This is a genomic window from Rhizobium sp. GN54 (genome assembly GCF_021026345.1).
Lineage (GTDB): Bacteria > Pseudomonadota > Alphaproteobacteria > Rhizobiales > Rhizobiaceae > Mycoplana.
On the sequence record NZ_JAJNCZ010000001.1, the window covers coordinates 1 to 22,812 of the forward strand.

At 62.1% G+C, this 22,812-nt stretch carries 18 protein-coding genes and 1 tRNA gene; 11 read left to right on the top strand and 8 right to left on the bottom strand.

Annotation, left to right across the window (positions count from 1 at the left end; all coding sequences use genetic code 11):
• Nucleotides 1-45 precede the first annotated feature (45 nt).
• Nucleotides 46-122, top strand: a tRNA-Met gene (locus LQK81_RS00005).
• Nucleotides 123-407: 285 nt separating this feature from the next.
• On the opposite strand, the gene LQK81_RS00010 is transcribed toward LQK81_RS00005, so the two are convergent.
• The 8 genes from LQK81_RS00010 to LQK81_RS00045 form a co-directional block, all read right to left on the bottom strand.
• Nucleotides 408-1,040, bottom strand: coding sequence for an SRPBCC family protein (locus LQK81_RS00010; RefSeq protein ID WP_230802628.1), 633 nt, complete (start codon nucleotides 1,038-1,040; stop codon nucleotides 408-410).
• 2 nt (nucleotides 1,041-1,042) lie between these two features.
• Nucleotides 1,043-1,873 (bottom strand): XdhC family protein, encoded by an 831-nt coding sequence (locus LQK81_RS00015; protein ID WP_230802629.1) that lies wholly within the window; start codon nucleotides 1,871-1,873, stop codon nucleotides 1,043-1,045.
• Nucleotides 1,874-1,875: 2 nt separating this feature from the next.
• On the bottom strand, nucleotides 1,876-3,063 hold the full coding sequence (locus LQK81_RS00020) for a vWA domain-containing protein (protein WP_230802630.1): 1,188 nt from the start codon (nucleotides 3,061-3,063) through the stop codon (nucleotides 1,876-1,878).
• A gap of 1 nt (nucleotide 3,064) precedes the next feature.
• Nucleotides 3,065-3,946, bottom strand: a complete 882-nt coding sequence (locus LQK81_RS00025; RefSeq protein WP_230802631.1) for an AAA family ATPase — start codon at nucleotides 3,944-3,946, stop codon at nucleotides 3,065-3,067.
• Nucleotides 3,947-3,960: 14 nt separating this feature from the next.
• Entirely contained in the window at nucleotides 3,961-6,390 is a 2,430-nt protein-coding gene (locus LQK81_RS00030) for an aerobic carbon-monoxide dehydrogenase large subunit (protein ID WP_230802632.1), read from the bottom strand.
• Entirely contained in the window at nucleotides 6,387-6,887 is a 501-nt protein-coding gene (locus tag LQK81_RS00035) for a (2Fe-2S)-binding protein (RefSeq protein ID WP_230802633.1), read from the bottom strand. Before LQK81_RS00035 ends, LQK81_RS00030 begins: the two co-directional genes overlap by 4 nt.
• Nucleotides 6,888-6,897: 10 nt before the next feature.
• The gene (locus LQK81_RS00040) at nucleotides 6,898-7,764 is read right to left on the bottom strand and encodes an FAD binding domain-containing protein (protein ID WP_230802634.1); all 867 of its coding nucleotides are present in this window, start codon (nucleotides 7,762-7,764) and stop codon (nucleotides 6,898-6,900) included.
• Nucleotides 7,765-7,943: 179 nt separating this feature from the next.
• Nucleotides 7,944-9,215 carry an MHYT domain-containing protein gene (locus LQK81_RS00045; RefSeq protein ID WP_230802635.1) on the bottom strand — a complete coding sequence of 424 codons (1,272 nt, stop codon included), beginning with the start codon at nucleotides 9,213-9,215 and terminating at the stop codon, nucleotides 7,944-7,946.
• 459 nt (nucleotides 9,216-9,674) lie between these two features.
• Here LQK81_RS00045 and LQK81_RS00050 point away from each other — a divergent pair, with 459 nt between their 5' ends.
• The 10 genes from LQK81_RS00050 (at nucleotide 9,675) to LQK81_RS00095 (ending at nucleotide 22,804) form a co-directional block, all read left to right on the top strand.
• Entirely contained in the window at nucleotides 9,675-10,703 is a 1,029-nt protein-coding gene (locus LQK81_RS00050) for a substrate-binding domain-containing protein (RefSeq protein ID WP_230802636.1), read from the top strand.
• Nucleotides 10,704-10,905: 202 nt separating this feature from the next.
• On the top strand, nucleotides 10,906-12,432 hold the full coding sequence (locus LQK81_RS00055) for a sugar ABC transporter ATP-binding protein (RefSeq protein WP_230804342.1): 1,527 nt from the start codon (nucleotides 10,906-10,908) through the stop codon (nucleotides 12,430-12,432).
• 16 nt (nucleotides 12,433-12,448) lie between these two features.
• Nucleotides 12,449-13,438, top strand: a complete 990-nt coding sequence (locus LQK81_RS00060; protein WP_230802637.1) for an ABC transporter permease — start codon at nucleotides 12,449-12,451, stop codon at nucleotides 13,436-13,438.
• 1 nt (nucleotide 13,439) lies between these two features.
• Nucleotides 13,440-14,441, top strand: a complete 1,002-nt coding sequence (locus LQK81_RS00065) for a sugar-binding transcriptional regulator (RefSeq protein WP_230802638.1) — start codon at nucleotides 13,440-13,442, stop codon at nucleotides 14,439-14,441.
• On the top strand, nucleotides 14,438-15,433 hold the full coding sequence (locus tag LQK81_RS00070) for an aldo/keto reductase (RefSeq protein WP_230802639.1): 996 nt from the start codon (nucleotides 14,438-14,440) through the stop codon (nucleotides 15,431-15,433). Before LQK81_RS00065 ends, LQK81_RS00070 begins: the two co-directional genes overlap by 4 nt.
• Nucleotides 15,434-15,445: 12 nt before the next feature.
• Complete coding sequence (locus LQK81_RS00075) at nucleotides 15,446-17,194, top strand: glycerol-3-phosphate dehydrogenase/oxidase (protein ID WP_230802640.1); 1,749 nt, start codon at nucleotides 15,446-15,448, stop codon at nucleotides 17,192-17,194.
• Nucleotides 17,167-18,009 carry a class I fructose-bisphosphate aldolase gene (locus LQK81_RS00080; protein ID WP_230802641.1) on the top strand — a complete coding sequence of 281 codons (843 nt, stop codon included), beginning with the start codon at nucleotides 17,167-17,169 and terminating at the stop codon, nucleotides 18,007-18,009. Before LQK81_RS00075 ends, LQK81_RS00080 begins: the two co-directional genes overlap by 28 nt.
• A 103-nt stretch (nucleotides 18,010-18,112) precedes the next feature.
• The gene (locus LQK81_RS00085; protein WP_230802642.1) at nucleotides 18,113-19,642 is read left to right on the top strand and encodes an FGGY-family carbohydrate kinase; all 1,530 of its coding nucleotides are present in this window, start codon (nucleotides 18,113-18,115) and stop codon (nucleotides 19,640-19,642) included.
• 2 nt (nucleotides 19,643-19,644) lie between these two features.
• A complete protein-coding gene (locus tag LQK81_RS00090) occupies nucleotides 19,645-21,264 on the top strand; it encodes a GMC family oxidoreductase (RefSeq protein ID WP_442967070.1) in 1,620 nt (539 codons plus the stop codon).
• A 517-nt stretch (nucleotides 21,265-21,781) separates the two neighbouring features.
• The gene (locus tag LQK81_RS00095) at nucleotides 21,782-22,804 is read left to right on the top strand and encodes a LacI family DNA-binding transcriptional regulator (RefSeq protein ID WP_230802643.1); all 1,023 of its coding nucleotides are present in this window, start codon (nucleotides 21,782-21,784) and stop codon (nucleotides 22,802-22,804) included.
• Nucleotides 22,805-22,812: the final 8 nt, after the last annotated feature.

Consider the following 22,812-nt stretch of genomic DNA (forward strand, 5'->3'; position numbering starts at 1 on the left):
AGCGGCCCTTTTGCTTTGGTAAAACGAACAGAACAGACCGGATAACGCGGGGTGGAGCAGCCCGGTAGCTCGTCAGGCTCATAACCTGAAGGCCGCAGGTTCAAATCCTGCCCCCGCAACCACTGAAACTTGAATGTTTGCCCATTCAAGTCGCCTTACAGAAAGCTCCTCCGCGTAAGCGTCGAGGAGCTTTTTGCGTTTGGCCTCCGTATCCAACTCGCCGGTCTCAATCCGCGCGAGATAGTGACCTGGGCCCCTGGTTCCCTCCAGCCTCCGGGAGTGTCTATGGTACTCCATCTGGCCTCAAGCGGCCCGATTTTCCGTAGCTATTTTCGCGGCGAATTCTGTGGGCGTGATGTTGCCCAGCGATGAGTGTGGGCGTTGTCTCTCCCATCAGCGCAATTGACTCATATAACCGGGCGCGAGCTGCAGATCGAAAATGCCGCAGTGTCGACCGGCAAATGATGTCCGTCCACGAGACAGCAGATCCCTTGGCTGAGGGCAAAGAGCAGGAGGGCCGTCGTGCTCGTGCCGAGCAACCGGCCAACCCAGCCCTTCTTCTCGACGGGACCATCCTCTAGGGGCTGCGGTTGTCCCTGGGTCGCCCCGACGATATCGCCGAACTTCGCAAAGAATTCACCTGCAAGCTTCTTGGCCGTGCTATCGATCAGGCGGCTGCCCATTTGTGCCAGCTTCCCGCCAATTTCCGCATCGACGGTGTAGTGGAGTATGGTTGCGTCGCCGTCGGGCTCAAGCGTCACCTTGGCACCGCCCTTGGCAAAGCCGGCCATACCCCCGGAACCTTCGCCGGAAATGGTGTAGCCGTTCGGTGGGTCGAGATCGGAAAGCGTTACCTTGCCCGAAAAGCTCGCCTTTACCGGACCGATGCGCAAGGTCACCATGGCGACCATCTCGGTATCGGAGGTTTTTTCGATCTGTTCGCATCCAGGAATGCATTGGCGCAGAACATCGACGTCGTTGAGGGCGGCGTAGACCGCTTCGCGTGAGGCAGCAATGCGCTGCGAGCCGCTCATATCCATAGTCATTCTCCCTTTGAAACCATACGTTGGCCGCGCCGACGAACGGCGATCATTTCGGCGACAATCGAAAGTGCAATTTCGTCCGGCGTGATTGCGCCAAGATCCAGCCCTGCAGGAGAGCGGATGGCATCAATTGCACCGACATCGATGCCCGCGCCGTCAAGATCGCGGCGAAGGGCGGCGAACTTCCTGCGTGAACCCACGAACCCGATATACCGCGCGGGCGCGTTGATGACCGCCTTCAGCGCCACCGCATCGCCGCGGCCCTGGGTGGCGATGACAATGAACCCGTGTGCCGTGCCGTTAGCCGGCAAGGTCAACCCGTCGATCAATCGATCTGGCTCGCCAAAGGACGCATGATCGGTGGCCGCGGCGCAGACGGTGACGAAGAAGCCGAGGCGGCGGGCGATATCGGCCAATGCCACAGCCACGGGCGAAGCGCCGAGAATGATCAGATCCGGGCGCGGCAACACCGGTTCCACGAAAACATCCATCGTGCCCTGGCTCGGGCACATATTGCGGGCATAGACGATACCGTCGCGCACCTCGCCAGGAGCAACGTGCTGGACTTCCAGCAGGTCTTCCGGCTGGACGCTGACGAGGCGCGGCTGACCGTCCTGGATCGCTTCACCCGCCGCCTTCAGCACGGCACTGCGCGCGCAGCCGCCGCCGATCCAGCCACCTGAAAACCGCCCGTCAGCCAGAACCACCGCCTTGGCGCCCGCCTTGGCCGCCGTGACCGATACGGTACGTACTACGGTGGCGACAGCAAAGGGTTCGCCGCGGGCCTTGGTTTGGCTCACCAGATCGAGAATATCGGAAGGGGCCTGCATGGTCAGATCCTCGCCAGATAGGGTTCAAGTGCTTCCAGGCTTTCCAGATTATGGGCTGGAGCGAAGAGATCGATAAATGGAAGTGCCGCCTTCATACCGGCCGCCTCCGGTGCATAGTCCTGCCAGCCGATCATCGGATTCAGCCACGCGATCCGCCGGCAGCGGCGCCGAAGCGCCCTCATCTCGGTGCCCAGTATTTCCGCAGGACCCGTGTCGTAGCCGTCAGAAACGATCATGACGCAGGTGCGCGAATGAATGCAGCGCTTGGCGTGCCAGCGGTTGAAGGTGGAAAGGCTCTCGCCGATGCGGGTGCCTCCGCCGGTACCTTCTGCCATCAGCGACATACGCTCCACCGCGCGCTGCGGATCCCGTTCTCGCAACGCCGGCGAGATGTGGATGAGGCGCGTATGAAAAACAAAGGCTTCGGCCTGACGAAAAGCATCGAGCACGCCATGCATGAAACGAAGGAACACCGCCGAATAAAGGCTCATGGAACCCGATGCGTCGAGCAATACGACCAGCCGCAGCGGCTTTTCCTTGCGCCTGCGGAAGACCGGTTCCATCGGCGTGCCACCGTGGGAAATGCTCTTGTGAATGGTACGCCGCAAATCCAGCCGTTCACCTTTTTGCGCTGAGCGCGTTCGCCGCGTAATCCGGGCCTGCATGCCTTTTGCCAGACGCTCCGCCAGTTCGTGCGCCCTCGCCAGATCCTCAGGCTGCGTCAGATGACGGAAATCCGTCTGGCTCAGAAGCTCCGAGCTGGAAGCGCCTTCCCGCCTTGATCGGCCGCTATCCGCCGTTTCGATGTCCTCGCCACGTTGCACATGGTCTGCAGTCCGTTTGTCGCCAAGCCCGAGGGTGCCGGGCGCGGCGGACTGCAGACCTGCCGACGCTTTCTGGGGCGCGCCCGACAGGCGCGTTGCGGATTTCATGCCGCGCCGCAGCCAGTAGGCGTCGAAAATCTCGTCGAATTTCTGCCAGTCCGACTGGCCGCTGCAAAAGAGCGCGCGCCATGCGGGACGAAGACGGGACGGACGCACCGAGGCCGCTCCGCTGAGGATCACCAGCGCATCGCGTGTCTCGGCAAGGCCAGCAACGAAGCCGTTAAGGCGGAGCGTGGCCACGAAGCCGTTGAGCTTTTCGCGCATGGCCGCACCGAGGTCCGTGGTTGCGATTTCGGCCGTCCGCATCTCAGGCCACCTTGCCAAGCAGCCGGTCGGAGACCTGCCGCGTCATTCCTGCCTTGTCTTCCGCCGTCTTGACCAGGCACATCAGGGTCGCATGAACTGCTTCTGGCTCGTCGCGCAGGTGGCGAATGTCGAGGCCGGCAAGCGTTGCGGCCCAGTCCAGCGTCTCCGCCACACCGGGCGCCTTACGCAGTTCCTCCTTGCGGATCAGGCTCACCATGGTGGCTATCTGCAGTGAAAGGGCTGCGTCGATGCCAGGCAGACGCGACAGGATGATCCGTGCTTCGCGATCCACATCCGGATAATCGACATAGTGGTAGAGGCAGCGGCGGCGTAGCGCATCCGACAGTTCGCGTGTGCCGTTCGAGGTCAGGATGACGCGTGGGATGGTCGTTGCCGTTATCGTTCCGAGTTCGGGAATCGAAACCTGAAAGTCGGAAAGAAGCTCCAGCAGAAAGGCTTCGAACTCCTCGTCGGCGCGGTCGACCTCGTCGATCAGGAGAACCGGCGCCTTGGTCTGCCGGATGGCCGCGAGAAGTGGCCGTTCGAGCAGGTATCTCTCCGAGAAGATTTGCGCCTCGACTTCGTCTGCATCCGCCCCCTCGCGCGCCTTGATGGCGAGCAGTTGGCGCTGATAGTTCCACTCGTAGAGCGCCGAGCTCTGGTCCAGGCCTTCGTAGCATTGCAACCGGATCAGCCTGGTATCGTTGGCAAGAGCAAGCGCGCGTGCGACCTCCGTCTTGCCCACACCCGCTTGCCCTTCCAAAAGAAGCGGGCGCGACAGGCTGCCCATCAGCCAGAGCGCTGTCGCAAGGTCGCGATCGGGAATGTACCCGACCGAAGCCATTTGCGCGGCGATCTCCTCCTGCGGAAGCGTAACGGCCATCGCTGTCTTCCCACTTATGCGTGCAGGCCGAGCCGCTCGCCGACCTTCCAGAGACGCCAGGCATCGTGCGGCATCTGGATGTTCCCGGCACCGAGGAACGCATAGGCATCGTTGACTGCGTTGGAGAAACACGGAACGCCGCCGACATGTGGGCTTTCGCCTACGCCTTTGGCTCCGATCGGATGATGCGGAGACGGGGTCACGGTGAAGTCCGTCTCCCATTTCGGCGTCTCGACTGCGGTCGGCAGGAAGAAGTCCATGAAGGACGCTCCCATGACGTTGCCCATCTCGTCGTAGCGGATCTCCTGGCCCATTGCGCAGGCAAAGGCCTCAGTCAATCCGCCATGCACCTGGCCTTCGATGATCATCGGATTGATGCGGGTGCCGCAATCGTCGAGCGCATAGAAGCGCCTGGTCTTGGCGACTCCGGTATCGACGTCGATGTCCATGATGCAGAAGTAGGCGCCGAAAGGGTAGGTCATGTTCGGTGGCTCATAGTAGTTCACCGCCTCGAGGCCGGGCTCCATGTTGGGAGGCGGAGCGTTGTAGGCAGACCAGGCGATCTCCTTCATCGTCTTGAACTTTTCCGGCAGGCCTTTGACCCGAAAGCGATCGATGTCCCACTCCAGATCGCCCTCGTGCACCTCAAGCATGTGCGCTGCGATCATCTGCGCCTTGGCTTTGATCTTGCGGGCGGCGACCGCGGTGGCAGCGCCGGCCACCGGCGTCGAGCGCGAGCCGTAGGTGCCGAGGCCGTATGGCGCGGTATCGGTGTTTCCTTCCTCGATCATGATGTCGTCAGCGGGAATGCCGAGTTCGGTCGCGATGATCTGGGCATAGGTGGTCTCATGCCCTTGCCCCTGGCTCTTGGTGCCCATGCGGGCGATCACGGAGCCGGTCGGATGAATGCGAATCTCGGCCGAGTCGAACATCGCAACGCCGAGAATGTCGCAGTTCTTGGCGGGGCCCGCGCCGACGATCTCCGTGAAGAAGGAAATCCCGATGCCCATCAGTTCTCGCGTCTCGCCACGCTTGAAGGCTTCGCGCTTTTCCGCCTGTTCTGCGCGCAACTGCCTGTAGCCGATGGTGTCCATCGCCTTCTGCATCGCCACATGATAGTTGCCGCTGTCATATTCCCAGCCCAGCGCCGACTGGTAGGGAAACTGCTCGGCCCTGATGAAATTCTTCATCCGCAATTCGGCCGAATCCATGCCGAGCTTCTGCGCCAGCACCTCGATGGCGCGCTCGATGGCGAACACTGCCTCCGTCACCCGGAACGAGCAGCGATAGGCCACGCCGCCCGAGGCCTTGTTGGTGTAGACGCCGTCCACCACCAGATGCGCCACGGGAATGTCGTAGGAGCCGGTGCAGATGTTCATGAAGCCGGCCGGCCACTTGGACGGGTCGGCGCAGGCGTCGAAGGCGCCATGGTCGGCCAGCACATGCACGCGCATGCCGACGATCTTGCCCTCCTTCGTCGCGGCGAGTTCCGTGGTCATGTGATAGTCGCGGGCAAAGGATGTGGTGGAGAGGTTCTCCATCCGGTCTTCCACCCATTTGACCGGAACGCCGAGCACGATCGAACCCACGACGGAGCAGACATAGCCGGCATAGGCGCCGACCTTGTTGCCGAAACCGCCGCCGATGTCGGGTGCGATGACGTGGATCTTGTGTTCCGGCAGACCGGAGATCAGCGACACGACGGTTCGGATGACATGCGGCGCCTGGAATGTGCCCCATAGCGTCAGTTCGCCCTTCACCTTGTCGAAGGATGCTACCGACTGGCAGGTCTCCAGCGGCGAGGGATGAGTCCGATGATCAACGAGCATTTCCTTGATCGTCACATCGGCCTTCGCAAACACGTCGTCCGTCGCCTGCTTGTCGCCGATCTGCCATTCGAAGATGTGGTTGGGATGCTTGCGCGGCCCGTGCGCACCGGTCATCTTGTCCTTGATGTCTTCGCGCAGGATCGGCGCGTCGGGCAGCATCGACCTGAACGGATCAACGATGCATGGCAGGGCCTCGTATTCGACATCGACCAACTCGGTGGCGTCCGAAGCGATGTAGCGATCCTCTGCGATTACGAAGGCCACTTCCTGGTTCTGGAACAGGACTTTTTCTTCCGCCAGGACGGCCTGAACGTCACCCGCCAGCGTCGGCATGTAATGAAGGCCGAGCGGCTTCAGGTCGGCCGCGGTCAATACGGCAATGACGCCCGGCAGCGCTTTCGCACGCGAGGTGTCGATCGAGACGATACGGGCATGGGCGTGCGGAGAGCGGACGAAATCGCCGAAGACCATGCCTGGCAATTTCAGATCATCGACATAGGAGCCCTTGCCTTGCGTGAAGCGGATGTCTTCGACGCGCTTGCGCTTGCATCCCATGCCCTGCAGCTTTTCGGCGCGCTCAGCGCGATCCAGGTCGATCTTGACTTGCTCATTCATTCTGCCGCCTCCTGGAATGGAGTTCCGTTAATCTTGGCGGCCGCATACTGGATGGCCCTGACGATGTTGACGTAGCCCGTGCAGCGACAGAGGTTTCCGGCTATCCCGTGGCGGATCTCGTCCTCGGAGGGATCAGGGTTCTCCTGCAACAACCGGTGCGCGCGCACGATCATCCCCGGCGTACAGTAGCCACACTGCAGGCCGTGCATCATGCGGAAGCCTTCCTGCAACGCGCTCAGCGTGCCGTCCGCATTGGCGATGCCTTCGATCGTGGTGATGCTGGCGCCGTCTGCCTGGACGGCGAAGGTCATGCAGCTCTTTACCGACATGTCGTCCATGTCGACGGTGCAGGCGCCACAGTGGCCGGTGTCGCAGCCGATATGGGCGCCTGTCAGGTTCTGCTGCTCGCGCAGGAAATGGATCAGCAGGGTGCGCGGCTCCACGAGCGCTTCGACGACCTTGCCGTTGATCGTGACTTTGATGTGCGATTTGGTCATCGTGTCTTCCTCAAGCCTTGGCGCGGGACCGGGCCCGCTCGAGCGCGCGGCGCAGCATGACGCCGGCCATCTTGGTGCGATAGTCCGCCGGGCCGCGCATGTCGGAGGCGGGATCGGTGATCGCTTCGGCGGCTGCGACTGCGCTTGCGATGGAACCTTCGTCGAGTTTTGTGCCGACGAGCAGGCGCCCCGCTTCTTCCGCCCACAGTGGGGTTTCGGCGACATTGGTGAGGCCGATCGAGGCGCTCGTGCAGGTATCGCCAGCCATGGTGATCATCACTGCCGCTGCCGCCGTCGCATAGTCGCCAACCTTGCGCTTGAGCTTCTCATAGGCATAGCCGTGGCCCGGTGCTGGAATGGGAATGCGAACCGCAGTCAGGATCTCGCCGGCAGCCAGTGCGGTTTCATAGGCACCGAGGTAGAAATCGCGCGCCGCGACTTCACGGGGTCCCTCGTTGCCCGTCAGCACATAACGGGCGTTCAGACACTGCATCAGCGCAGGCATGTCATTGCCGGGATCACCGTTGGCACAGTTGCCGCCGAGCGTTCCCTTGTAGCGGATTTGCGGGTCGGCAATCCTCAGCGACGTCTCGCGAACGATCGGCACCAGTTCGGAGAGAAGCGAAGAGCCTATAAGGCTGTGCTGAGTCGTCATCGCACCGATGACGACATCGCCATCCGAGCGCTCGATCCCGTTCAGACCGTCGATGCCCGTAAGGTCGACAAGATGTTCGGGAGATGCAAGCCGTGTCTTCATCAGGGGGATGAGACTGTGACCGCCCGCCAGCGGGCGCGCGTCTTCACCCAGTTCGATCAGCAGCGCGACAGCGCTGTCGATCGTCGTCGGGCGATGATAGGCGAATGTCCCAGGTATCATGATGCCGCTCCTCCCAAAGCGCCGTCGTCCATGGCCAGCGGTCGTGTTTCCTCGGTCACCACACCCGCTGTAGCAACGAGGACGTCATCGGCATTGCATGACAAGCACAACCACACCAAACGCACCGATATGCACGAAATGCATGCCCGGCGCGCACGAACTGCGACAGCAGGGCTGACCTAAGTCTGGGATTGGTCGGTTGGATTGGTGGCCTTGAAGGCTGCGAGTTCCTGGCGCAACGCGACCATGCGCGCTCGGCTCACCGGCACTGTGCGCCGCACTGGCGTATCGAGTTCCGCAACGCCGGCATCGCCCGCCTTCTTGATCCGGATGACGAAATCCAGATTGACGATGTAACTGCGGTGGGTCCTGAAGAAGGTGGTCTTTTGCAACCGATTGTCGATATCGGTAATCGACAGGGGACAGAACAGATCGTCGCGACCGTTGAAGATGTAGGTGTAGTGCGCGTTGGAATGGACCGAGGCGATTTCATCGACTGCGATCTGAAAGCGATTGCCGTTCTTCTCGATCGGCAGGAGGTCGATGGCTGAACCGTTTGTTACTGTGGGGGCCAGTCCCTCGTCAGGGTCGCGTTCTCCGCGGGTCGCGGTTGCTTCCCGCGGCGTCGCGACCGAAATGGCGGACGTCCATCCTGCGTCGCCCTTCGTATCGTTCGCGTCGGCCGGAATGAGCGCAAGCATGAAGACCGCGGAGATGGAACAGGCTATCACGCTGACAATGATGGCTAGCATGTCGCTGGAAATGACGGACTTCACTGTCGTCACATCTGACCCGGCTACATGCATGGTCGTTCCGGCCATTGCTAAATAGTGCATGCCCGAGACGGCACAGCCAAGCACCACGGCGCATAGAAAGAGCGGCGGCCGTCGGTCGGCAGAGAATGCCAGCCAGAGGGCAAGGCCAGATGCCGCAATGGCGATCGTAACGCTTGCCAGCATGTAGGCCGGATCATGGCTCAGATGTACGACGGAATGGATCGCAACCATGCCGACATAGTGCATGGTGGTGATTCCAAGTCCCATGGCGATTGCGGCCAGAACCAGCAGACGCTGGGAGCGCAGACTCGCCAGATAGATGGCAATTCCGGTCACCAGACCACACACGAAAAATGACAGAAGTGTCGGCAGGACGGCATAATCAATCGTGATGTCCGTAGTGACGGCCAGCATGCCGATGAAATGCATGCTCCAGATTCCGACCGCGAGTGTTGTTGCCGAACCCGCGATCAGCAGGCGTCGACGATTTGCGAAGGCGCCGGGAATGAGGATCGCCAGGCTGATGCCGACATATCCGGCCTGGATCGCCACCAGGATCGACAACACAACAAGGACCAGATTGTAGCTGAAGGAAGCGGCCATTTCATTCATGCTGTCGATACCAAGCCCTTCAAAGCATGACGGCCGCTCATGTCGGGACACGAGCGGGTCCAAGTCTTAGCGCCTACGCCAAAGAGCGGTAAACCTCCCCGGTCATGCACCCAACATAACCACAGTCAGTGTAGCGACATTCTCGGCGCTTTGTCGAGAAGCCTGAAATCTGAGAAAGCTGTAGATCTTCTCTACAGTTACACTGCGGCCAACGGGAATTAGCCCGACTGGCACGGGGCGTGAGCATAGCGCTATCCGTGGCTCCTCACAGGTCGCTCACTCCATCCCGAGACGGTCGGCCGTTGTAAGCGGTTCGATCTGTCGGCAGCTTGCAATGAATTATGTCTGCCTCATGCAGATATGAAATATATTTCAATGCATGAATTATATTGACACTCATTTCATCTTCGCCTTTATTGGTCTCATCGGACTTCGAGGAGGAAGTCCGGCTTCAACACGCTCAGCGGCGTCCACGAAACGCCCTCAGGTTATTGGGAGGGGCTTCGGCCTCGAGGAGGAATCTTGCGCAAATTTTTCAGCTCGACCGCCATGGCGGTTCTTGCCACAACGCTTTTTGCCGGCACGGCATCTGCGGAAACGGACAATCCGTTCCGCTGCAAGCCGGGCGAAAAATACGTCATGAACGTCATGGTCTCGGGCGTGGAATACTGGTTCCCTGTCTACGAGATGTTCAAGCAGGCCGGCCAGCAGTTCGGCTGCGAGACAGAATATACCGGCACGCCGGAATACGACGTCAACAAGCAGATCGCCACCTTCGACCAGGCGTTGGCCCAGAGCCCGGCCGGCATCCTCGTCCATCCGATGAACTCCGATCCGTTCATCGAGCCGATCAACCGTGCCATCGAGCAGGGGACGGCCGTCGTCACGTTTGCCGCCGACTCGCCGCTTTCCAAGCGTGTCTCGTTCATCACCTCGGACAATACCCGCGAAGGCATCTATGCCGCCGACGCAATCGCCGAGAAGCTGGGTGGCAAGGGCGAATATGCGGTGCTGGAAAATCCGGGCCAGGACAACCACGACAAGCGCATCGCAGCGTTCATCGGCCGTATGGAAGAGAAGTGGCCGGACATGAAACTCGTCGGTCGCGCCGCTTCCAACCAGGACCCGACCAAGGCCTATCAGGGCCTCTCGAGCATCATTCAGGCCAATCCGGGTCTCGGCGCGGTCTTCATGCCGGAGGCGAACTCGGCGATCGGCGCATCGCAGGCCTCCAAGGAAAACGGCGGCAAGGTTCTCGTCATGTGCGCCGACGTCAATGCCAACATCCTCGACATGATCAAGGCTGGCGAAGTCTTCGGCTCGATCAACCCCAACCAGGGCATGCAGGGCTACATGGGCTTCATGCTGTTGTGGCTTGCCAAGCATCCGGAGCTGATCGACCCGATGAACGACGCCAAGCGCTCGGGCTTCAATCCGATGAGCATCCCGGTGGTCGATAATGGTCTGTCGATCGTCACTGCCGAAAATGCCGACGACTTCTATTGGGACAAGTACCTGAAGCGCCGGGGCACGAAGGGCATCGAGGAGTAGGTCATCGGCCTTTGGCCCATCTGGGCGGGGGCAGAAGGTGGCCAAGGGGGCCGGGGGAGGGGATGGTAGGCTCTGAGCTTGCCGCACTATCCCCTCTCATCCTCTCATCGCCTCGTAGTTCGGTGCTTCTCCGTAAGGGGAGAGGCGGCAGATTTTCGCAGTCGCCGCGATCGAGGTCCGGTGCTGGACAAGGAAAATGACGATGGCGGAGCCGGTGCTCACCATTCATGGCGTAAGCAAGCACTTCGCGGCAATCCGCGCGCTGACGGATGTCGACTTCACGCTCGAGCGCGGCGAGGTCCATGCGCTCTGCGGCGAAAACGGCGCGGGCAAGTCAACGCTGATGAACATCATCGCCGGCGTGCTGCAGCCGACCGAAGGCGAAATCCGTGTCGGGGGAAAACCTGTCCGCATGACGTCACCCGCGGCCGCACAGGCGCTCGGCATTGGTCTGGTGCATCAGGAAATCGCCCTCTGCCCTGATGCGACCGTAGCCGAGAACATGTTCATGGCTGCGACCAACCGACGCCGTTCTCCTTTCATGAATTACCGCGCCCTGGAGCGTGATGCGCAGGCGGTGATGAACCGGCTGGCCGCGATCGATGTCCGCCAGAAGGTCGCCGACCTGCCGATTTCCAGTCAGCAGCTCGTCGAGATCGCCAAGGCATTGACGCTCGACTGCCGTGTTCTCATTCTGGACGAGCCGACTGCGGCCCTCACCGAGACCGAGGCGCAGCGGCTCTTCTCCATCATCCGTGATCTCAAGGCGAACGGCATCTCGATCATCTATATCAGCCACCGTATGGCCGAGATCTTCAGCCTGTGCGACCGCGTGACCGTTTTTCGTGATGGCCGTTATGTCTGCACCGACAAGATCGCCGACGTGACAGCCGACGACGTGGTACGTCGCATGGTTGGTCGAGAGATCACCCAGCTTTATCCGGAAAAGCTCAACGTCGAGGATGCCTCCGGCGAAACCATCCTGGAAGTCGACGGCCTTGGCGATGGTGCCCGTTTCCACGACATCAGCTTCAACCTGCGACGGGGCGAAATCCTCGGCATCGGCGGGCTCATCGGCTCGGGCCGCACGGAGATCGCCGAAGGTATTTGCGGGCTTCGTGCACACACAGCCGGCGAGGTGCGCCTGCATGGCAAGCCGCAGGCGATCCGTGCCTACGCGGATGCGGTCAAGGCGGGCGTCGTCTATCTGTCGGAGGACCGCAAGGGTTCTGGCATCTTCCTGGAAATGTCGATCGCGCAGAATATCTCGGTGCTGAACCTCAAGGCGCTCACCAACCGGGCGGGACTGCTGAACGGTCGTGCCGAAGCGGCTTTTGCCGAGGATCTCGCGCGGCGGCTTGGCGTACGCATGGGTGGTGTCGAGGCGCCGGTGAAGTCGCTGTCGGGCGGCAACCAGCAGAAAGTGGCGATCGCCAAGCAGCTTGCGGTGAAGCCCAGGGTGATCCTGATGGACGAGCCGACGCGCGGAATCGATGTCGGCGCCAAGACCGAAATCCATCGGCTGCTGCGCGATCTCGCGCGCTCGGGCATCGGCATCGTCGTCATCTCTTCGGAACTGCCGGAGCTGCTTGGGCTTTGCGATCGTGTGCTGGTCGTCCGGGAGGGACGTATCGCGGGTGAACTTGGCGCGGAGAATATGACGGAGGAGGCCGTGATCCGCCTTGCATCGGGGGTCACGGCAACAAGGACGGCAGATCATGCCGCGTAAGGAGGGAGAGACGGGAATGGCAATCGACACGATGGCGGCGGACATGCCGAAAACCGGGCACTGGAAACGCATCGGCACCATGCGCGAAGCGGGGCTGATCGCGATCATCCTGGCGCTCTGCGTGATCATGAGTTTCGCCTCGCCGCACTTCCTCACGCTCGGCAACTTCCGCGCCATGCTGATGAGCTTTTCGGTGGAAGGCATCGTCGTCGTGGGCATGACGATCCTGCTGATCGTCGGTGGCATCGATCTTGCTGTCGGCTCGGTCGTCTGTTTCGCGATGGTGCTGTCGGGGTCGCTGTTTCTTGCCGGGCTCGATCCATGGACGGCCTCGCTGATCGGCATCCTTGCCAGTGGCGTCATCGGGGCGATCATGGGGTTCTTCGTGACGGTGGTGGGGCTCAGCCATTTCATCACCTCGCTTGCCGGCATGGTGATCGTGCGTGGTCTCTGCCTGGTCATCACCAAGGGCACGCCGCTCTCGCTCTTCACCTTGCCGGCCGGCTTCAAGGCCGTCGGGCAGGGCACCTTCTACGGCGTTCCCTATGTGATCCTGATCTTCGTCGCCGTCGTCATTCTGTTCGATTTCCTGCTGCGCCGGGCAACGGCCTTCCGCAAGGTCTTCTATACCGGCAGCAACGAGAAGGCGGCGCTCTACTCCGGCATCCGCACCAACCAGGTGAAGTTCTGGGTAACGGTTCTCTGCTCCACGCTCGCCGGCGTCGCAGGCGTCATCTATATGTCCCGCTTCGGCGCCGCGACGCCCACCTTCGGCGTCGGCATGGAGCTAAACATCATCGCCGCAGCCGTCATCGGCGGGGCCTCGCTGAACGGCGGCTCAGGCACGATCTTCGGCGCCATCCTCGGTATCGCGCTGCTCTCGGTGGTCACCTCGTCGCTGATCCTGCTCGACGTGTCCGTCTATTGGCAGGACATGATCAAAGGCTGCATTCTGCTCGCTGCCGTCTCCATCGACCATCTCCTGCACATGCGGAAGGCCGCCTGATATGCCGATTGCCAAACTGAAACCCAGGACGACAGCGCCGCGCGAGGAAATCGTTATCGCGCGTCAGATGCACCAGGCGCTCGTGCTGCACTTCCTCGAAGGTTTGACGCAGGCGCAGATCGCCGATCAGCTCGGCATCTCGCATGCCACCGTCAACCGGTTGATCAAGCGCGGCCGCCAGCTGGGTCTCGTCGAAATCAAGATCAAGTCGCCGGTCGAGCCGCTGGTGGATATGGAGGAACGCCTGCTGGCGCTGGGTGGCATCAGCCGCGCCGTCGTGGTGCCGACCGTTTCCGACAATCCGCAGACCGCGCTGCAGGCGGTCGGCGAGGCTGCGGCCCGGCTGCTGATCGAGGAAATCGCTGATGGTGATACCATCTGCATTACCGGCGGCAAGGGGGTGGGTGCCGTCGTTTCCGGCCTGCAGCCCGCCCGTCGCTTCGATGTCGAGGTGATACCGGCGACCGGCTGCGTGCAGGGCAAGCACTATACCGATGTCAACCACGTCTCCACCCTGATGGCAGACCGGCTCGGAGGCCGCTCTTACCAGATCCATGCGCCGCTCTTTGCTGACGATGCCGAGCAGCGGCGCATGCTGATGAATATGCGTTCCGTCGCCGATGTCTTCAAACGGGCGCGGGAGGCGAGGGTTGCGGTTGTCGGCATCGGGTCGATCCTGAGTTCGGATTCGACCTATTACGACCTGCATCCGTCCTCCAGCACCGACCGGTCGGCCATCGAGCATTCCGGCGCGAGTGCCGAACTGCTGGCCCATCTGCTGGATGGCGAAGGCCGGGTCTGCGACTATAGCCTCAATCGCGTACTGGTTTCTCTGACGCTGGACGAGTTCGCTTCCATCCCGACCAAGATCGGCGTGGCGAGCGGCCTCAACAAGGCCGGCTCCATCCTGAGCGTCCTGCGTGGCAACCACCTCGATACGCTCGTCACCGACGAGGCGACCGGGGCGCGCATTCTTGAAATAGCGGAAGGGTTTTCGGCATGAGTGGTGAACAGTTGATCCGCGAAATCGGGCGCTCCGGCGTCAAGGCGTCGGCCGTCGGGCTCGGCACCTGGGCGATCGGCGGCTGGATGTGGGGCGGAACCGACGAGGCGCAATCCGTCGCCGCCATTCAGGCGTCGCTCGAAGCCGGCGTCAACCTCATCGACACGGCTCCGGCCTATGGTCTCGGCCGCTCGGAAGAGATCGTCAGCAAGGCGATTGCCGGTCGCCGCGACAAGGCCGTCATCGCCACCAAATGCGGTCTTGTCTGGCACACCCGGAAAGGGACGCATTTCTTCGATCAGGATGGCAAGCCGGTGCACCGCTATCTCGGGCGCCAATCGATCATCTATGAAGTCGAGGAAAGTCTGCGGCGGCTCGGCACGGACTATATCGATCTCTACATCACCCACTGGCAGGACGCGACGACGCCGATTGAGGAGACGATGCGGGCGCTGGAGGAGCTGAAGGCGGCCGGCAAGATCCGCGCCATCGGCGCCAGCAATGTCGATCGCTCCGAGTTGCAGCAATACATCGAAACCGGATCGCTCGATGCGATCCAGGAGCGGTTCAGCATGATCGATCGTCAGATCGAGGCGGACCTGCTGCCGCTCACTGTTGAAAACGGCGTATCGACGCTCAGCTATTCCTCGCTGGCGCTCGGCCTGCTCTCCGGCACCATCGGGCCGGACCGCATCTTTTCCGGCGACGACCAGCGCAAGGACAATCCGCGTTTCTCCGTCGCCAACCGTGAGAAGGCGAAGGATTTCTCCGACGCGATCAGTCCGGTTGCGGAGCGGCACGGGGCGAGCATCGCACAGGTGGTGATCGCCTGGACGCTGGCGCAGCCGGGCGTGACCTTTGCGCTGTGTGGCGCGCGCAATCCGGCGCAGGCGCTCGACAATGCGCGGGCTGGAACACTCAGGCTTTCCGCGGACGATCTTTCGGCCATCGATGCGGCGCTGGCTGCGAACCTGGCCAACATGGACGGATAACAGGCTGTCATCATGAACCGTGAAGTGACATTGGACGGGCTTCGCAAAAGCCCGAAGGTGGACGTGTGCGTCCTCGGTGGCGGCATCAACGGGCTCAGCGTATTCCGTGAGCTCGCGCTGCAGGGCGTGAACGTGCTTCTCGTCGAAAAGGGCGACTATTGCTCGGGCGCCAGTGCTGCGCTGTCGCGCATGGTGCATGGCGGCCTGCGCTATCTCGAAAACGGCGAGTTCAGCCTTGTCAGGGAATCGTTGGTGGAGCGCGACCGTTTGCTGCGCAATGCGCCGCATTACGTCGCGCCACTTCCGACCACGGTTCCGATCTTCGATGTCTTCTCAGGACTCGGCAACGGCATCGTTCGTTTCCTCGGCCTCACCCGCCGCCCGAGCCGCCGTGGCGCCATCGCCATCAAGGCGGGGCTCGGCATCTATGATTTCCTCACCCGCAAGCGCGGGCTGATGCCGAAGCATCAGTTTCGCGGCCGCCGCAGCACGCTTGCCAAATGGCCGGCGCTCAACCCGGCGATCCGCAGCGCCGTCACCTATTACGACGCCTGGGTAAGCCATCCGGAGCGCATCGGCATCGAGCTCCTGCGCGACGGGCTCTCCGCCAGGCCGAATGCAGCCGGCCTGAATTACGCCACGGTCGAGCAGGCCCCGGCGGGAGGTTTCCTGCTGCGCGACGGGATTTCCGGTGAGACGCTGACGATCAGGCCGTCCCTCATCATCAACGCCACCGGCGGCTGGATCGACATCGCCAATGCGTCTCTCTTTCCTGACGGGGATCGCCCCGCGCCGCTGATGGGCGGCACCAAGGGCTCCCACCTGATCATCGACCATCCCGGCCTGCACGACATGCTCGATGGGCATATGATCTATTATGAGAACGAGGATGGACGGATCTGCATCCTGTTCCCCTATCTCGGCAAGGTGCTGGTCGGATCGACCGACATCCGGGTGGATGATCCAGGCACAGTGCGCTGCGAGGCGGACGAGCGGGACTATATCCTGCAATCGCTCGCCTTCGTGCTCCCGGGCATCTCCATCCAGCCGGAGCAGATCGTCTTCCAGTTTGCAGGCGTGCGGCCGCTGCCCGCCAGCAACGACAGTTTTACCGGCCGTATTCCACGCGATCATTTCTGCACGACATTCGAAGGTCGAGATGGCGGGCCGCCGGTGCTCTGCATGATCGGCGGCAAGTGGACGACCTTCCGCTCCTTCGGCGCGCTTGCCGCCGACTTGGCGCTGGAACGGCTCGGCCTGCCGCGCCGGCTGGATACGGCTGAGCGAACCTTGGGGGGAGGGCGCGGCTTTCCCGATGATCCCGGCGACTGGCTGCGGCGGCTTTCGGCCGCGACGGGTCTTGCCGTGGATCGCGTCGCCACGCTTTTCACGCGCTATGGCACCGATGCCAGCGAGCTTGCCCGCTTCATGTCAGCGGGTCCGGATCATGCCTTGCCCCATGCCGGCTATAGCGCCCGCGAGCTCATCCATCTCATCCGCCACGAGGCGGTCGAGCATCTGGACGACCTGCTCCTGCGGCGCACGACGTTGGCCATCAGCGGCGAGCTTTCCCTTGAAATGACTGATGCGGCGCTTGCCGTGCTCGCGACCGAGAAGAGCTGGCCGCCGCCGCGCGCGACAGAAGAGCGCGCCCGTTTTCTGACCCTCCTGAACGACCGCCACGGTGTTTCGGAGGAAACCCTTTCCGTAAGGAACGAACAAAGGAGCGAACTATGCGAGACATCAACAAGGTCCGGATGAACCGGCTGTTCGGCAACGGCCGTTGCCTGGACGTGGCGATCGATCATGGCGTCTGCAACGAGCCGTCTTTCCTCGACGGGCTGGAAAACATGCCGGCCGTTCTGAAGGCGTTGGTCGACGCGAAGCCTGATGCGATCCAGATGAACTACGGTCAGGCGGACTTGCTTCAGGCTCTGCCCGGCAGGGACAAGCCGGCGCTTGTCATGCGCATTGACATGGGAAACCCCTATAACCGCATCCGTCATCGGGATATGTGGGCCGTCTTGCAGAACGAAGCCGAACCGCTGATCGGTGCACTGCAGATGGATGCGGCCTGTGTCGTCGTCAATCTCTTCATGCTGCCGGACGAGCCCGATCTCTTCCGCCAGTGCGTCCAGAACATTGCCCGCGTTCGTGCCGATTGCGAGAAATACGGCATGCCGCTGATGATCGAGCCGCTGGTGATGCAGCCGGTGACGGAGCGCGGCGGCTACATGGTCGATGGCGATGCGGACAAGATCGTGACCCTGACGCGGCTTGCCCGCGAGATGGGGGCCGATATCGTCAAGGCCGACCCGACGACCAACCCGGAGGATTTCCACCGCGTGGTCGAGGCGGCGCGCTGCCCGGTGCTGGTGCGCGGCGGCGGCAAGGAAGACCTGTCCGCAGTCTTCGCCAAATCCGCTGCCCTGATGCGACAAGGCGCGATGGGCATGGTCTATGGGCGCAATATCTACCAGCATGCCAACCCGAGCGCCGTCGTGCGCGGTCTGATGGCGATCATCCACGAGGGCCAGAGCGGCGAGGAGGCATTTGCCAGATATCGGCAGGGATGAGGTCATGAATTCCCTCTTTTCCCCGTTGGGGAGAGGAGGGAACGAGGCCTGTGTTTCCGGCCGAAATCGCGCAAGACTGTCAGAACCTTGGGAGGGGTTCGGAATGGAAAAATTTCTGTTGGGGCTCGATGCCGGAAACACCGTCATCAAAGCCGTGATCTTCGATCTCAAGGGCCGGGAGGTGGCTTATGCGGGGGAGGAGTGCCGCAGCCGCATGCCGTGCCCCGGCCATGTGGAGCGCGATCTCGACGAACTCTGGTCCAATGCAAAAAGGGTGATCCGTTCCTGCCTCGACAAGGCGGGCATTGCTGCTGGGGATATCGCGGCCATCGGCTGCGCCGGCCATGGCAATGGGCTCTATGCGCTTGATCGCGATGGCCTGCCGCTTCTTGGCATCCAGTCGCTCGATACGCGCGCGACCGGGCTTGTCGAGGAATGGGCGGCCGAAGGCGTCGGCGACCGCACGGCACCGATTGCCCGCCAGCGCCCCTGGCCCTCCCAGACGCCGACGCTGCTCGCCTGGCTGAAACGCCATCGTCCCGAGCTCTTTCATCGCATCGGCACGGTGTTCTTCTCCAAGGACTTCGTCGTCAACCGGCTGACCGGGAGCCGTATCAGCGAGGTCTCCGACATGTCCGGCGCCGGCTTGCTCGATCTCGTCGCCCGCCGCTATGACGGGACGCTGATGGCCGCCTATGGCCTTGCCGACAGCATGCACATGCTGCCTCCGCTGATCGAAAGCGCTGACATCGCCGGCTATGTGACACAAGAGGTGGCGGCTGAAACCGGGCTTGCGGCGGGCACGCCGGTTGTCGGCGGGCTGTTCGATGTCGTGGCCTCCGCGCTCGGATCGGGGGTGTCGCGCACCGGCACCGCCTCGATCATCGCAGGCACCTGGAGCATCAACCAGGTGATCGTCGATGGCCCCGATCTCAGTGGCCCTGTCTTCATGTCCTCCACCTTCGACCGCAGCCGCTACATGGCGATGGAAAACAGCGCAACGTCGGCGGCCAATCTCGAATGGCTGGTCAGGGAATTCTTCGAGGGCGAGCATCAGGAGGGCGTTTCGCCCTTCGATACGGCCTGCGCCCTTGCCGCGGCCATCACGCCGGCGGCGGACGATCCGCTCTATCACCCCTATCTCTACGGCGCCCAGCAGGACGGCCATGCGCGGGCCGGCTTCTATGGCATGGCCGGCTGGCATACCAAAGGGCATCTGATCCGGGCACTTCTGGAAGGCGTCGCCTTCGGCCATCGCCAGCATGTCGAGACAATCCGCAAGGCAGGCGCGACCTTCGAGGAGGCCGTACTCTCCGGCGGCGGTTCGCGCAGCAGGCTCTGGCCGCAGATTTTTGCCGATGTTCTGGGCGTTCCCGTCACCGTTGCGGTGTCGCGGGAGACCGGGGCGCTCGGTGCCGCGATCGCGGCCGGGGCGGGTGTCGGGCTGTTTGCCGATTTCAGCGAAGGCGCCACCGCCATGGTGCGCACCGATCGGCATTATCGGCCGAATGCCGCGCTTTTTCCCCATTACGACCGCCGATATGGACTTTACAAGGATATCACCGAGGCGATGACGCCGCTCTGGCGGCGGCTTTCGGAGACGCAAGGCCTCGCGACGGGAGTTGCAGCGTGACCATGCCCATGAACGAGGCGCCGGTGGACGAAGGCCGCTACGATTTCATCATCGTCGGCGCGGGTTCGGCCGGCTGCGTGCTGGCAAACCGGCTCTCGGCCGATCCGAAAAACCGGGTGCTGCTGCTCGAGGCCGGCGGCTCGGATCGCTATCATTGGGTGCATGTGCCGATCGGCTATCTCTACTGCATGGGAAATCCGCGCACCGACTGGATGATGAAGACCGCGGCCGAGCCCGGCCTCAACGGCCGCGCGCTCAACTATCCGCGCGGAAAGGTGCTCGGCGGCTGCTCCTCGATCAACGGCATGATCTACATGCGCGGGCAGGCGGCGGATTACGAAGGCTGGCGGCAGGCGGGCAATGCCGGCTGGGGCTGGGAGGACGTGCTCCCATTTTTCCTGAAATCGGAGGACAATTATCGCGGCAACTCAACCATGCACGGCGCCGGCGGCGAATGGCGCGTCGAACGGCAGCGGCTGTCCTGGCCGATCCTCGATGCCTTCCGCGATGCGGCCGAGGAACTCGGTATCCGCAAGACGGACGATTTCAACAGCGGCGACAACGAAGGCTCAGGCTATTTCGAGGTCAATCAGAAGGGTGGTCTGCGCTGGAATACGACCAAGGCCTTCCTGCGTCCGGCGATGAAACGGCAGAACCTGCGCGTGCTGACGGGCGCCGAGACTGAGCGGCTGGAATTCGATGGCAAGGCCGTCTCCGGCGTGCGCTTTCACCTGAACGGGCGGACCTGCATCGCTCGCGCTGCCCGCGAGGTGGTGCTGTCGGCTGGCGCGATCAATTCGCCCAAGGTCCTGGAGCTTTCGGGCGTCGGGCGGCCGGATGTCTTGTCGTCGCTTGGCATCCCTGTTCACCACCAGTTGCAGGGCGTCGGCGAGAACCTGCAGGACCATCTGCAGATCCGCACGGTCTTCAGGATCGAGGGCGCGCGGACGCTGAACCAACTCTACCACAACCTTTTCAGCCGCGCCGGCATGGGGCTGCAATACGCGATCAGCCGCTCCGGCCCGCTTTCCATGGCCCCGAGCCAACTCGGCATCTTTGCCAGAAGCGATCCCGCCGTCGCGACCGCCGATCTCGAATATCACGTCCAGCCGCTCAGCACAGACAGGCTCGGCGAGCCTCTGCATCGCTATCCGGCTGTCACGGTCTCGGTTTGCAATCTCCGGCCGGAGAGCCGCGGCACGGTGCACGTCACGACGAGGGATGTCTCTATGGCCCCGGAGATCCGCCCCAACTATCTCTCGACGCCGGGCGACAGGCTGCTGGCGGCAAAGTCCATCCGCCATGCCCGCAGCCTGATGGAAACGAAGGCGATCGCGCGCTTCCGTCCGCAGGAGGTATTGCCCGGCCGGGAATATCAGAGCGATGACGAGGTGATCCGCCGTGCCGGCGACATCGCTACCACGATCTTCCATCCTGTCGGCACCTGCAGGATGGGCAGCGATCCGATGGCGGTGGTGGATGCAAAGCTGCGCGTGCACGGGCTTGAGAAGCTGCGCGTCGTCGATGCGTCGATCATGCCGACAATCGTGTCCGGCAATACGAACTCCCCGGTGATCATGATCGCGGAAAAGGCAGCGGAGATGGTGCTGAGGAGGCAGTAGCGGAACGATTTCTTCCATCCGGCTAGACATCCGGAAGCATCCAAAAGTGCCCCGGATATTCAAGTTCGGCCTTGTGCCAGGGTCGACGTACCGCGCACATCTGTCGAAATGCAGGTCTTTTTTGTAAGCCTCTGTGTATTCAGGTCACCGCAACCAAAGACCGCTCGAAACTTTCGTTCCATCGTCAGTTTCGCAACCGGCCTATGCCTGATCAAATTCGTCCACACGGCCTAGCCATTTTCATGGCGAATTCTGCTGGCAATCTGCTCGTCCGTAAGCCGTACACGCTTCAGTTCGTCGGCCTCCTGTTACGGCGGTCTCAGAGACATTGCAGGACGTTCAGGGGTGGGCATTCTTTCAGCGGCCGCCGGAGAAGTATCGCAAAACCAAGCTGCGCCTATTTTTATTGCATGCCTGTTTTTGTGGCTTGACAGGCGGCGCATGACTGACATTGTAAAGCGGTTTAGTAAATCGCTTTACCTAGATGGGAACGACAGGGTCGAGTCACGGAGACATCATGTCCGCAAAGCGTGCCGTAAGCCTGAAGGATGTTGCTGACGCCGCCGGCGTTTCGGTGACGACGGTTTCGCGCCTGCTCAACGGTTCGCTCCAACTGCCTCCCGAAACCAAACAGCGCATCGACAATGCGATCCGGGATCTCCGCTACCAGCCGAACCCACATGCCCGCCGTCTGAGCCGTGGTCGTTCGGAGACGATCGGGCTCGTGGTGCCCGATATCGCAAATCCGTTCTTCGCGACGCTGGTTGCAGCCGTCGAAGAGGAGGCAGACAAGCGCGGGCTCGCATTGTCGTTACACGCGACGCTCAATCGCTCCGGGCGTGAGATCTCCTACGTGACGGCTCTTGCCCGCAACCATGTCGACGGGCTGATTTTCGTCACCAACCATCCCGACGATGGCGAACTGGCTGCTCTGATCAACCAGGCGGGAAAGGTCGTCATCGTCGACGAGGATGTACCGAACGCGATGGTGCCAAAGCTCTTTTCGGACAATGAGCAGGGCGGTTATCTCGCCGGCCGGCATCTTGCCGATCACGGGCACCGGCGCGTCGCCTATATCGGTGGGCCGCAGGAGATGATTAGTACCCGCCGTCGTTCCCAGGGGCTTGAGCGCGCCCTTGAGGAGCGAGGAGAGCCGGTCCGGGTGATCCGTTACGAGGGCAGCTTTACGGTGGAATTTGGCCGACAGGCCGCACGCCGTTTCCTCGACGAAGGCATGCCCGCGACGGCGATTTTCGCCAGTTCTGACGAAATCGCGATCGGGTTGATCGAGGTCCTGCTTGCCCAGGGCGTCTCCATTCCCGACGAAGTGTCGGTCATCGGCTTCGACGATGTCGGCCCATTGCACCTCTTTGCACCGCCCCTGACTGCCATACGCCAGCCTATACGGGCACTTGGCGAGCGGGCGGTCGCACTGCTTCTCGAAACAAACTGGCAGGAGACCGAGAGCCTGAGCTCGGAGGAATTGCTTCCAGTCGAAATCGTCGTGCGGAACTCCGTTGCACCGCCGTCGAAATCATAATGAGCAAC